Genomic DNA, 12950 nt, shown 5'->3' on the forward strand with positions numbered 1-12950 from the left:
TTCGACACGTTGCAACCGTGAAAGCGCTTCTGAATGAACGCAACGTATTCGCTGAACCGGCGGGTGTCGGCGTCGGACTGCGGCACACGCACTACGCCGATTTTCTTGCAGCCGTGCCCGCGGTCGATTGGGTCGAAGTGCATAGCGAAAACTACTTCGGCGACGGCGGATACGATCTTCATGTGCTGGAGACGGTCAGGCATGATCTTCCCGTCAGCCTTCATGGTGTCGGGCTGGGCCTCGGTTCGGCGACGCCGCTGGACACCGTGCATGTCGGCAAGCTCAAGCGCCTTGCCGACCGTATCTGTCCGGCGCTGGTGTCCGAGCACCTTTGCTGGAACGAAGCGACGTCCGGCTATCTCAACGACCTGCTGCCGTTGCCTCTGACCGACGGGGCGCTCGATCATCTGCGCGTGCGGGTCGATACACTTCAGGAAGCGCTCGCACGCCCCATCCTGCTTGAAAACGTGTCGGCCTATGTTCGATTCGAATCCGACCAGTACGGCGAAACGGCCTTTCTCGCCGAGCTTGCGCGTCGCACGGGCTGTGGCGTGCTGCTGGATATCAACAACCTCTACGTCAATCAACGCAATCACGGAGAGGATGCGATCAGCGCGATGAATGCGCTCCCACCACATGTTGTCGGTGAAATTCATCTTGCAGGACATAGCGTGACCGATATCGCGGTCATCGACGATCATGGTTCCCGCGTGACAGCGGACGTCTGGACACTGTACGAATACGCGCTGCGGCGTTTCGGTCATCGTCCCACCCTGATTGAATGGGACACCCACATACCGCCGTTTGCGGACTTGCTGGGTGAAGCGAACAAGGCGCGCGAGCATCAAGCTCGCCTTATGGACTTGAATCAGGGACCGTGATCGGTGAAGGCGCCACTCGACGACATTCAACAGCGTTTCGCCGATGCGATGCGCGACCCGGACAACGAGTCTTCAGTAGTCGGGCAGCTTTCGACAAGCGCGGACATCGCAGCGCGGCGCCTGGACGTGTACCGCGGTAACGCCCAGGCACATTGGCGCGTCGCGCTGGCAGACGCCTATCCTGTGTTGCGGGCGCTGACGGGCGAAACGTATTTTTCGGCACTTGCGCGCGCCTATGTCCGCGTATTTCCATCGCGTAGCGGCGATCTGAACCAGTTCGGAGCAAAACTGGCTGCATTCATTTCGGACTGGGAACGGAATTCACGCTACGACTATTTCGGGGACGTAGCGCGGCTCGAGTGGGCCGTTCATACCGCGTGGTACGCCGCCGACGCGATGGCGCTCAGCGCGCAACAGTGGCAGCAAACCAGCAGCGAAAGACTGCTCGCCAACAGGCTCGCAGTGCATCCGGCCTGCGCCGCGATGCACTCGCGTCACGCCATTGCGGACATCTGGCGTGCGCACCAGGCTAACGGAACCCCTCCCGAACGTATCGATAGGCCGGTGTGGATACTCGTCGTGCGGCCACACTGGCGGCCTTTCGTAGTCGATCAAAGCCGCGCGGCACACGAGGCATTCATCGCGTTGCAAGGCGGCCGGACATTGAACGAGGCAATCGACATCGCCTTGGGTGTTGATCCCTGTTTCGATATCTCAACGCAACTGAAAAGCTGGATCGAGGTTAGCGCAATCACCGGCTTAGCGACACGATAAAAAGCTCACGGTGGCGAAGTGCGGCGGCATCTGACGCACAGTGTGCGGTCGACTAGCCAGACTGCGACGAGCGTGACGCCCATCAGCGGAAACACCATACCGAGCACCACGAGGCCGAGCGCCCAGCCGCGCATCGGCACAGTGGCGCGCTCGCGCGTGGGCGCGCCGAGCGTACCGGCTGGCCGGCGCTTCCACCACATCACGCAGCCGGTGACAGCGAGCGTCGCGAGTCCGAGCGAAATCGCCGTACAGATGAGCTGATTCGCAAGACCGGCGTAGCGGCCCATATGCAGCGACGTGCCGTAAGACACTGCCTTTGACACTGCGCCGTAATCACCGTAACGGATGTCTTTCAGAACCGCGCCGCTGTACTGGTCGATATAGAGCGTGCGTTCGAGCTTCGGATCGGCCGGGAAATACGACACCGTGTATACGCCGGTGGCGGACGCCGGTAATGCGATGTCATAGCCATCTGTCAGGCCGAGTGCGCGCACCCGCGCGACGACACGGCCGAGCGTCCACGCCGAATTGCCGGCGTCGCGCGACTGCGGCACCGGCGCGGCACCGACAGCCCATGGCACTTGCGGCAGCGGTAGATCGTCCATCGTCATGCCCGGCATCGCATTCATATCCGACTCATGCGATGGGTGCGTCGCCTGATCGCCAATCACATGGGGAGGATTCACGGCCGTCCGCATGTGCTGTCGAGCGGCGTCTCGCGGCAACGTCGACTGCAGCGGCAGCCCACCCCACGAGCCCGGCGGTGAACCCAGACCGGCGCTCGTCGCGAGCGACTTGAACTGCTTGCCCCATGAACCGGTCCACGGCAGGCCCGTGATCACGAACGCAAGCGCACCGAGCGCAAGCCAGACGCCGAGCGCGGCGTGCACACTCTTCCACAGCGGTCGGCCTCGCAGCGTAAAGTGCGGCGCCAGTGCGGCGCGCAGCGTCGTGCCTGCGCGCGGCCACCACAACGCCACACCGGTGCCGACCATCACGAGCGTCCAGCACGCGACCAGTTCCATCAGCAGTTCGCCAGGCTTGCCGAGCAGCAGCTTGCGGTGAATCATCCGGTCGACCTGCATGAAGCGGTCGTCAACGCTCAGCGTGCCAAGCACCGCGCCGTCGTATGGATTCAGGTACACGCTCTGCCTGTCGCCGCCCGGTAGCCGGAAGATGAACTCCGCACTACGGTCCGGGCGAGACGAGATACGGGCCGTCGTGGCGACCGATCCCACGGGCAGCGCGCGGCGCGCATTCGCGAGCAACGCATCTTCGTCGACGGGCGCTACGACACGCGGCGTGACGACCAGCCGGTGCGGATATAGCAGCGGCTCGATCTGAGGCTGGAAGCAATACAGCGTGCCGGTCAACGCCAGCACTACGAGCAACGGCATCACGAACAGACCGGCATAGAAATGCCAGCGCCACAGCGTGCGGTAGCCTCGGCTCGCCGACGGCGCGACAGCCGATGTTGAACGCGCGTCGGTTGCAGTACTGGACATGGAACACCTCTCTTTCAGGTTAACCACGCGCCGGCCGGCTTGATTTCCGGGCACGGCGCGATCCGCGACCGGTCGATCAAAGGTCATATTTCAGCTCTGCATAGAACGTGCGCTGCGGAAACGGGTGGAACAGGAAGTACTTGCGGTTGTTCAGGTTGTCGACGCCGAGCGCGGCGCCCCAGTGCCTGTCCAGTTGCAGATGCACGCGCGCATCCATCACGAAGTAGCTCTGGAAGCCCTGATACGTCGCAGGATTGCTGTCGCTGTTGTCGACGGTCGCAAAGAGGCGCGAACTGTAACGTGCGGCAAGCGTAAAGGCCCAGCGGTTATCCGGCCGGTACGTCGCCGCGAGCATCGCACGCCATGTCGGCACGTAGGGCACCTGCTTGCCGACCGCCGTACTGCCGGAGGACGACACGAAGCCGTCGTCCTCCAGGATGCGCGCGTTGACATAGGTGAGGTTGCCGGACAGCGAAAGCCCCTTGATCAGCACGTTGTCCTGCGTGCCGGCGATCTCGGCACCCGTCTCGCGTGTCCTGCCGACGTTCTGCGTGACCGATACCGGTGTCGCGAAGCCCGGCACCGTCGATGTCTGCGAGATCAGCGCGTCGGATACGTATTCGTCGAATACGGACAACCGCAGCTGGCCGTCGCTGACGTCGCGCTCGAGCGCGAGTTCGCCGGACAGCACGCTTTCGGGCTTCAGGAACGGGTTAGCCTGCACGAACGTCGTGCCGGTCTGCACGGTCTGGTACAGCTCGCCGACGGTCGGGAAGCGCAGCGCCTTGCCGAACGAGCCAGTGATCGACCAGATGTCGGACAGGTCCCAGCGCAGCGACGCCTTCGGCGAGAAGCCATTGCGGCTCAGGCTCGGCTGATTGATCGATATGCCGCCGTTGCTGCTGGTCGCGAAGTTGAAGCCGTCATACGCACGCCACGTTTCGAAGCGGCCGCCCAGCGTCGCCTGCAACGAGGGCGCGATGCGCCAGACGTCCTGCGCCCATAACGCAGCGGTCTGCGTCTTGCCGAGTGAATTGCTGAAGAGCGACCCATCTTCGCCTTCGGATGCCCAGTTGGTCGTGTTGAAAGTCGGGCTCACCAGCTTGAACTGATCGTAGTGCGCGCCGAAGCTCACGATGTTCGCGCCGGCGATGCCTTGCGGCCGCCACGTGCCCTTCAGGTCGACGGTCGTCCAGCCGGTGCCGCCCATATCGGTGGTGCGGCCCGGGCCGCCTGCGAGCGCCGCCGGATAAACGCCGCTCGACAGCGCGCTCAGGTCCTGCAGGTAATAGAAGTTGCTGACAATCAACTGCCAGTCGAACGGCCCCTGTGTGTGGCTATCGACGGTCAGGCTTTGCATCAGATGTTCCTGCTCGACATTGTTCGCCGTGAACTGTCCGGCGATCGTTGCCGCGTTGTACGCGAACCCGCCGAGGTTCACGCTGCCGCTTGTCGCGCCGTAGAACGGCGTACCGTCGGCGGTTTGCAGATAGGTCTGCGCGCGCGCCTTCTGGTTGTTCTGCCAGTAGCCGAGTGCGTACGTCGCGCTGAGCGTCGGCGTGAAGTCGTATGCGACTTTTAGCGCCGCGTTATCCTGGATCGTGTGAATGAAGTTGCCCGCACCAATCACTTGAATCGGCTGCCCGGTACGGTTACGGTCGGCAAACGCGCCGTTCACGACAGGCAGATTCGCTGCGGCCGGCGTGGTCGACTGCGGGACCGTTCCGAACGTGATCGGCTGGCTGAAACTGTCCAGATGGCTCGCGGAGAGTAGCCACGACAGCTTGCCGACCTTGTCGCCGAGCGTCGCGCTGTATTGCTGGGACGGTTCGGTCTCGTGAGTGCCGTACAGGTCGAACTGCTGGATCGCGCCGGTCACCGCGACGCTCGCCTCGAACTGCTTCGGCATTCTGGTTGTGATTTCGGTGACGGCGCCGTACGAATTCCCCGGGAACTGCGCGGCGAACGGCCCGTATAGCACGTCGACCCGCTCGATCTGATCCGGCGACACCATGAACCATTGTGGCGAGCCATTCTGGTTGTTGTTGTTGATCAGCGCGCTCAACAGCACGCCGTCCGCGTAGACCAGACTGCGCGCGCTCGCATTGATGCCGGTGGTGCGCGTCGACATCGGTGCCTGCGTGTCGCCGATAAAGCGCTTGCGCACCAGCACGTCCGGCATGTATTTCAGTGCATCGGACGCGTCCGTTGCATTGATCGTCTCGTCTATCTGTTTTGCGGTAATGCTCTGCGTGGTTTGCGGAAGCTGGTTCTTTTCCGCGAAGGAACGCTGACCGGTGACCTGGACGGCCGGCAAGGCTTTGGTGTCACCGGGCGTTCCAGTTGCGTGATTGTCCGCTCCGGGCGAACTGTCGTTGTCCGCGGCGGGTGTGGGTGGGGTGTCGCCGGCGGCGACGGCGAATCCGTGGGTCACGCCCACGGCAGCAAACAGCAGCAGTGCACGAGTGAGTACACGCGGCACAACGCATACCGTGCCTGAATGGCGCGGAATGGACATGTGAAGAAATCCCGTCAAGGCAAGGCTGGCCGCGTTCTCCCTATGAAGGCGCGGCAGGGTCGCAATGCGCCGTCAAGGCGTTGCGATTCTTTTACAGACTCGACAGAACGGGGCGCGGAGGGGCGCGTGGGCGGCCCGACGGGAAGGCGCCAAGCGGCGTGAAGCGGGTGGATAGCACGGGCGCCAACGCGATCGCGACGAGCACGATCAGCACCGGCATCATCGGCGGCACGGTTGGCGCCGCGACGTGGTCCGCGAGGAGATCACAGTAGCCGCACGCGGCGAGCGGATCGCCGTTCATCCGATGGGTATCGCCCCCGTCCGGCTGGAGCGCCGAGCAAAGCACGGCACCCGGCGCGTCCGCATAAGCCGACACGATGAGCTGACTGACGAGCGGCACGAGCATGACGAGGCACATGGCAATGATGCCAAGCCATGCGGTCAACCGTTTGCGTGCGCGATAAGTCATGGTGCGGGAGCGGATAAAAACCGTGCGGAGTTTAACATCTCGCATTGAGTGAAACCAGCGAGATAGGCGTGCTGGCTTCGGCGCTAAAGTGCATCGCGAAGTTGGCCGCTTCGATGAATGCCCAGCACAGGTATGGATTGCCGTTTGGGGCCGCCCGTTATGCAAACCGCAGTCGGCTCCGCTTCATCGGGGCAGCCCCGCATTCCGCCTACAGTAGAGGGCCGAGCGGCTTGGGTTAGCGAAGGAAAAGGTCCTGGCCGAGGACATCATTTATTTCGACGCTGCCACCCATGACTAAGGCCGTCAGTTTAGGCGAGAAGCGTGGGTCTCATTGAAATCCGCTCTTAGCGGTGCCGTGTCATAGATGATGGTCAATTCGGTGAACCGGTCGCGCGCCAGCGTCAGGTTAAAGACATCGACACATTCAAAATTCACCACCTTGCCGCTTTTCAGGGTCCACTTATAGTGGAAATGAAGGGCTACGGACGAGCCGTCGTTCGTTGTATCGAAGATATGCAGCAGAGTCGTGTCGGAACGGTTTGTGTCGACGAACAACTCACGGTAGAAGGCTTCAGCGGACATGGTGCCGTACAACGGGGAGACGACAGTGGCACCCGGCACAAATAGCGCCAATACCCTATCGGCATTACCCTCGTTCATCGCGGCGAGGTAGCTTTTGCACAGTTGTTCAGGGTTCATTCGATTTAACTTGGGAATCTGGAAAGAAAACGCTCTGTGGCCGAGATGACCATAGAGCAGAATAAGCCCGCTCCACCCGCCCCAAAAACAACACCTTTAGGGGGCAGTCTTTGCCGGCGAGGCTTCGTAGCGAGTTGCTGCGAATTTCCGCCGTATGCACCTCTCCATTGGCAATCCTCAGTGGGTAATGCGCATGATGGCGGATCGCAATCACGAAGGACGTGAAGGCTTGCATGTGCAGTTGTACCTTCAGTTTCTGAACTCGTCAACGAAAGGTTATTGTCGGTCTGTTTCCAGTTAGGACGATAAAGCATTTATTTCCCGGAAATCCAAGTAAATTCCGAATTTCGAAATAGTGCATTCCCGAAACGATTATTGGCGGCGGCGACGCGCGCGGACAATACGCGTGCTGGATCAACGCAGTGCTCACGATACCGATGACGTTCGTAAAAACAGTAAGGAATCCAGATTCTTCTGGTTACCCGACTCAATCAAAATACCCGTTCTCTTGTGGACTACTATCATGAAAAGGATGATTCTGACCGCCGCGTCGCTCGTCGCCATGACCTCGGTCGCTCATGCGCAGAGTAGCGTCACGCTCTTCGGCACGCTCGACACGGGCGTGGCCTTCTTCAGCAACCAGCATGGCGCGCAGGGCTCGGGCAACACGTTCCAGCTCACCTCGGGCAACCAGTCGGGGGACCGATGGGGCCTACAGGGCAATGAAGATCTCGGTGCTGGCCTGTCGGCGGTGTTCAAGCTCGAAAGCGGCTTTAATATCAACAATGGCGCACTCGGCCAGGGGCAGCGGATCTTCGGACGCACCGCGATGGTGGGCTTGAGCAGCGCGGCCTATGGTTCGGTGACGCTCGGACGCCAGTACGATCCGTTGGTGGATCTGCTCCAGCCTCTGACGGACGACGATACATTCGGCTCGGCGTTTGCGACGCCGGGTGACATCGATAACTACGACGACAGTTACCGCACGAACAACTCGATCAAATATACAAGCCCCAACTACGCGGGCTTCCAGTGGTCGTCGATGTATGCATTGGGCGGTGTGCCAGGCAGCCCGAGCGCGGGCCAGACCTACGCGGTCGCAGCAGCCTACAATCATGGCCCGTTCGGCTTCGGCGTCGGCTATTTCCACGCCAACAGCGACAACGGCAGTGCCGCGACGTTCGACGGTCTCAATCCGAGCGCAGACAGTTTCGCAATCGATTCGCCGGCTATCAGCGGCGGCTTCGTGTCGGCCAACTCGATGCAGATCATCCGTGCAACCGGCGACTATGCGTTCGGTCCGTTCACCGTGGGTCTCGCCTATAGCAACGTGGCCTACCATGACTACGCCACCGCGGAGGGCCGGGACAACAGCACAAAGTTCAACACCGGTCAGGCCTTTCTGAACTATCAGGTCACGCCGGCCGTCACGCTTGGCGCGGGCTACAACTATACGAAGGGCAGCGGCAACGACGTGACGGCGAGTTACAACCAGTTCACCGTCGGAGCCGACTACTATCTTTCGAGGCGCACCGACCTCTATGCGCTTGCCGGTTATCAGAAAGCGTCCGGCGACACATTTAGCGCGTCGACAGGCGAACTCGTCACCGCGGTCGCATCGATGGGCGACTTCGGCAACGACGCGAGTACCGACAAGCAGGCGATGGCGATGATCGGTGTCCGTCACAAGTTCTGAATGGTGCGTGCGGGCAATCCGCGCAGGGCGGATCGGTGCTTCAAGAGCTTCTTCCAAGCTATCGGCAGTTTCGCGACTAAGGTCGAATGAACAGCTTCGCGGTTCACGATGCAACGAACTCTCCCCCTTCTCCGACCCAAATGATTCCAGGCATGCTGTAAAAATAGGTCAGCAAGTCCAAATCATCTTCGTCATGCACGCGCCCCGGCCACTGAGAACGAAATTCGGAAACGATCTTCTCAGGGGCTTCGTGCCAGTGAGCTTCGTCGTCATTAATCGTAAGGCGGGGATATGGATTTTCGGGTGAGACATAACAATCCGCACCCGGAGCATTAAATTTAATTTATCCAGCACGGAATAACATCTCCAAGAGGCAGAAGAATGCCTCTTTATGCTCTTCGAAAGACAACGAAGGATTCCAGCCACCGATAGCACTGAACAGACCCGGAATCGATAGTCCAAATGAGCCACGAACGATGTCGTCGATATGTTCAATAGAGGTCACTTGTAGCTCACTTCGGTAATACAGGATCCGTCGCTCGTGGCAATGAAACAGGCTGCCGCGAGCAATTAAGGCTGTGCTACGTCAAGCTCGTGTCCTGCGAGCACAACGGTCGCTCTCGTCGTACCATCAGGATTCGAAAGTTCCAACCTCGAAGTCCCCGCCATCATAGTCTTCAATGACGTATCCAATACCGCCGGGTTTGAATTGTTCGTTAACGATTCTGGTCCAAGATATCGCACTCGGTTAGACATTGAAATGCTCATCGGCGGCTCCTCGTAAGCCCAGCGAATGCGTATTTAACTTCAACGATCCGTCCGGTTGAATCATCCATTCACACTGTAGATAACCGGTCTGCCCTGACGCTGAGCCTATACATGGCAGTGCAATCTCAGGTGTTGATGCGCTGACCGTATTGATCCGTCTTCCCTAATGTGAATTCGCCGCTTGCGTATCGCTGCGCTTCTTGAAGAGTGGACTTGTCCGTTTAGCAAAGCTCATACGAAAATTTCTCTTCCCACCCGAACTTCTCGTCCTGTTGTTTTACACGTTCGAGAATCGCTCGAATTTTTTCAAATGGGGCACCCATAGCTTCTTTCGAAACTTGAGAGTTTCTCCAAACCAACATAACTGGTCGCTCCACTCCAGAGCTGAGCAAGTCCCACAGGGCGTCCAAATTGCAGCCGTAAAACGCTTTCACGCCAAGAGCCGACGCCAACTCCTGATGGAAATCCGCTTCAGTCAACACGCTCTGGCCATCAAGCTCGATTTTCATAGCCTACTTCCAATTTCCAATAGGGGTTACAGTTTTGTAATGATCAGTCGTTATATACAGCAATCCATCGCTCGAATACAACAACCTCGTGCCAGGCTGGTTACTCCGAGACATGGTGTTCTGTAGGCCAATATCGGCCTCGTACCATGTTCTATTAGGCGCTGATGGCAATATATTGGTGGTGTTGTTAAACACGTCACCGCCCATCTGCCCACCGGGAACACTGTTGTTCAGCGCCTTTCCTGGCTTCCATCCCTGCAGAGCCGCTTCTGTTTGGGTCACGTAGTTGCTCGGAAGTTGCCCCGTAGTCCTCAAGCTCTCGACCACTTCGTTCGCAGCCTCTGTAGTCTTCAGATCAAGCTTCAATCCGGCATAGGCAAGTGCACTTTCAGCCCCTGTACTCACCCCTTTGGTGCCCGTGACCTCAACCACCACCCCCGGCGTAATCGAATTCGTCGCAATCGCCGCCGCCGTCTCCACCGTAATGATGCCAGCATTCACCGCCGCGGCCGGATTCGACAATGCCAGCGCCAACGCTTCCGGTCCAAGCGTCGCCAGCGCAGGTATCGCTGCCACGATCGCGACCGATCCAGCCACAACCATCGCGTTGTTGCCGCTCGCCTCATTCATCTGGTTCTGCACCTGAACCAGCAGCTTCACCTGCTCATCCGTGCACGTGCCCGTCGCACAGTACGTTTTCACCAGCTCAACCGACAGCGGATTCTTCTTGGGCCCAAGCATCCCAACCTGATTGTTCTGCGCCTCGATCTGCCCCGCACCTGCCGCTGCGGCCGTGTTCGCACCACTTGCGCCCATGCCCGTTGCCACACCCGCGATCAGGTTATTGACGAGATTTTCGCGAGCCAGCCGTTGCTCGGCCGTCATGTCGTCCGTGGGCTTGAGCAAACTGCCGATCACTGAACTGGCCGCCGCCCCCATCGCACCCGCACCACAGCTCGCACCCGAGCCCGCCGCCCCCGCGCACCCCACAATCGCATGCAAGGCCGCGCGCGCCGCTTCGCCTTGCGGCGTCTGGTCAAGGTCCAGCGTCCTGATCAGGTCCTTGACCTGAACCGCCCCAAGCTCCTGCAAATACGCGACCGTCGCGGCCTGCGCGTACTGCCCCATGCCACCGGTCACATTGCCGCCTGTCGCAACCGTCAATGCCGTCAGTACCTGACGATATTCACCGCCCGGGCCCCACTCCTTGTTGAGCTCATCCGCGCGTTGCTGCGCTTCGGCTCTTTGCTCTGGCGTCAGATTCGGATCCTTCGCAGCCTGCGTCGCCGCATCCGCCTCCTTCGCCCGGTTACTGACGAACGTCCCCACCTGGTTGATGAACTGGCTGGTGATATCAAACCCCGCCTCGATCTTGTCCTTGTCGAAGATCGGCGCAAGGGTCGCCTGCGTGTCCGTCGTATCGCGATTGATACCGGCCACCGCCTCCTCAGCCGTCTGCCCGGTCAGCTGCTGTTGCTTGACGCCATCGGTGATGGTGATCACACCGCCGCTGATCGCGCTTTTGGTCGTTGAACCCGCATCGCCTGATGCGCTCATCACCATTGGACCTAGCGAACACCAAGGTTTCTTCCGTGGCTGTGCATCGCCGGCATGTGGCTACAGCAGGCCGGATTCTCGCCGGGTCAGCGCGTGAGAATCCAAGTCGAGCGCGGCAGGCTCGTCATCACCCCCGCCTGATCGACTCTCACAAATGATCAACCCGGCAGCAGCCGGGTTGAACGCTTACCACCATACCCGGAATTGTTCGATTTGGCTCTTTATATGTGCCATTGTGTCTTCATCGATTCGCGAGCTGAAGGCCGCTGACAGAGTCACGCCATCTAAACTACTTCGCTTGATTTCCCAAGACATTTCAGGCGTCCCATTCGGTTTGCCAAGTCGAAAAACGAAATAGTTAACTGGTTTGCCCTGACGCTGAGCCTTTACCTTGCAGTACAATCTTAGTGTTGATACGCTGGCCGTATTGATCCGCCTTCCTTAACGTGAATTCGCCGCTTGCGTATCGCTGCGCTGTTTGAAGAGCGGGCTTGTCCGTTTAGCAAAGGTCATATGCAAATTTCTCTTCCCACCCGAACTTCTCGTCCTGGTGTTGTACACGTTCGAGATATACTTTTCACCACCGCATGCATTAGTCATTTCTCATTGATGGTCGATCTTCCCTATACCACTCACATCGACGCAATGACAGGCTTGTTATTACGCCCGCTTCAATGAAGCTACAATCAAGAACCTCGTCCGCAACTACGTTTCTTGTCTATCCATATAAGTCCCAGCAACCTTAGATCTTGTTGCAATTCTTCTGACTCACCATCAGGAAGTGCATTAAGAATATTTTCCAACGATTCCTCAGCGGTAAGCTCACCGATTTTTTCGATGAAACTCTTCAATGCCACCACGACCGGTGGCTAGAACAAGCGTAAGCACTTCAAGCATTAGTCGTTCTGTAACAGAATCAAACGCATTGGAAAACTCATTGTACGCGAAACCAAACTCGTATTCACCGTCCATCCATCGCTGCCGATCAACCATTCACGCCGAATCAGTCTGGGCTGACGAAGATGTGAAATACTGCACCTATCAGGTTGGTATCGCCATCCGATAGGAGTGTCAGCGTGTTCCCCGCATTGATATGCGTATTCGTCCACGTCATACCACTTCCTACTCTGACAGATATTTGAGCGCCAGCTCTTCTGCGAAATTGAAATCCAGTTTCATGAAATGCGCAAAAGCCGGAAATCTCAAAATTTATCGAAGATTAATAGCCTCACGCTTCGAAACCGATCATCGATATTTCGACTTTAAAGGAATCCTGAAAATCCTAATTCTCCACAATTCTAAGGACAAATACTTCTTCTCGACCCGATTCATGATCCATTTTTTCGACATCCTTCAACAAAGAAACAATTTTTTCATATCTAGGCAATTTTCTCTTCGACCGTTCCGCATGTATCCAGACCAATTCAACGGGTCGATCAACCATACCGGTAAGTGCATCCCATAATGCATCCAGATTTTTCCCATACCACGCGGGTAAAGCAAGGCCTTTTGCAATCGCGTCATGAAAATCCTCTTCACTTGATATTTGTAATCCATCGATAATCAGCTTCATA

12 protein-coding genes are annotated in these 12950 nt (G+C 58.5%); 4 read left to right on the top strand and 8 right to left on the bottom strand.

Translation table 11 applies throughout. The features are described from left to right. The first annotated feature begins 17 nt into the window (after positions 1-17). Both bufB and HV796_RS04125 read left to right on the top strand, forming a co-directional pair. Positions 18-881: an MNIO family bufferin maturase gene (bufB, locus tag HV796_RS04120; protein WP_246355675.1), complete on the top strand. Its 864-nt coding sequence runs from the start codon at positions 18-20 to the stop codon at positions 879-881. Between the two features lie 3 nt (positions 882-884). After that, positions 885-1655 carry an HvfC/BufC N-terminal domain-containing protein gene (locus tag HV796_RS04125; RefSeq protein WP_175225181.1) on the top strand — a complete coding sequence of 257 codons (771 nt, stop codon included), beginning with the start codon at positions 885-887 and terminating at the stop codon, positions 1653-1655. 5 nt (positions 1656-1660) lie between these two features. Here the strand turns inward: HV796_RS04125 and HV796_RS04130 are convergent, their stop codons facing one another. From HV796_RS04130 to HV796_RS04145, 4 genes are all read right to left on the bottom strand, one after another. Beyond that, positions 1661-3160, bottom strand: a complete 1500-nt coding sequence (locus tag HV796_RS04130; RefSeq protein ID WP_175225182.1) for a PepSY-associated TM helix domain-containing protein — start codon at positions 3158-3160, stop codon at positions 1661-1663. Between the two features lie 76 nt (positions 3161-3236). Continuing rightward, on the bottom strand, positions 3237-5678 hold the full coding sequence (locus tag HV796_RS04135; RefSeq protein ID WP_175225183.1) for a TonB-dependent receptor: 2442 nt from the start codon (positions 5676-5678) through the stop codon (positions 3237-3239). Positions 5679-5769: 91 nt separating this feature from the next. Beyond that, positions 5770-6147 (bottom strand): DUF2946 domain-containing protein, encoded by a 378-nt coding sequence (locus HV796_RS04140; RefSeq protein WP_175225184.1) that lies wholly within the window; start codon positions 6145-6147, stop codon positions 5770-5772. Between the two features lie 303 nt (positions 6148-6450). Continuing rightward, positions 6451-6846, bottom strand: coding sequence for a nuclear transport factor 2 family protein (locus HV796_RS04145; protein ID WP_175225185.1), 396 nt, complete (start codon positions 6844-6846; stop codon positions 6451-6453). 523 nt (positions 6847-7369) lie between these two features. Between HV796_RS04145 and HV796_RS04150 the strand changes: the two genes are divergently transcribed. After that, entirely contained in the window at positions 7370-8542 is a 1173-nt protein-coding gene (locus tag HV796_RS04150; protein WP_175225186.1) for a porin, read from the top strand. A 989-nt stretch (positions 8543-9531) separates the two neighbouring features. On the opposite strand, the gene HV796_RS04155 is transcribed toward HV796_RS04150, so the two are convergent. After that, entirely contained in the window at positions 9532-9819 is a 288-nt protein-coding gene (locus HV796_RS04155) for a barstar family protein (protein WP_175225187.1), read from the bottom strand. A 3-nt stretch (positions 9820-9822) separates the two neighbouring features. Next, positions 9823-11376 (bottom strand): ribonuclease domain-containing protein, encoded by a 1554-nt coding sequence (locus HV796_RS43990; RefSeq protein WP_246355676.1) that lies wholly within the window; start codon positions 11374-11376, stop codon positions 9823-9825. 45 nt (positions 11377-11421) lie between these two features. Between HV796_RS43990 and HV796_RS04170 the strand changes: the two genes are divergently transcribed. Beyond that, a complete protein-coding gene (locus HV796_RS04170; protein WP_281369757.1) occupies positions 11422-11517 on the top strand; it encodes a SymE family type I addiction module toxin in 96 nt (31 codons plus the stop codon). Between the two features lie 862 nt (positions 11518-12379). On the opposite strand, the gene HV796_RS45360 is transcribed toward HV796_RS04170, so the two are convergent. Further along, a complete protein-coding gene (locus HV796_RS45360; RefSeq protein ID WP_175225289.1) occupies positions 12380-12589 on the bottom strand; it encodes a hemagglutinin repeat-containing protein in 210 nt (69 codons plus the stop codon). Between the two features lie 69 nt (positions 12590-12658). Continuing rightward, positions 12659-12949, bottom strand: a complete 291-nt coding sequence (locus HV796_RS04180) for a barstar family protein (protein ID WP_175225188.1) — start codon at positions 12947-12949, stop codon at positions 12659-12661. Between the last annotated feature and the right edge of the window lies 1 nt (position 12950).

Origin of the sequence: Paraburkholderia humisilvae, from assembly GCF_902859855.1 — a bacterium.
GTDB lineage: Bacteria > Pseudomonadota > Gammaproteobacteria > Burkholderiales > Burkholderiaceae > Paraburkholderia > Paraburkholderia humisilvae.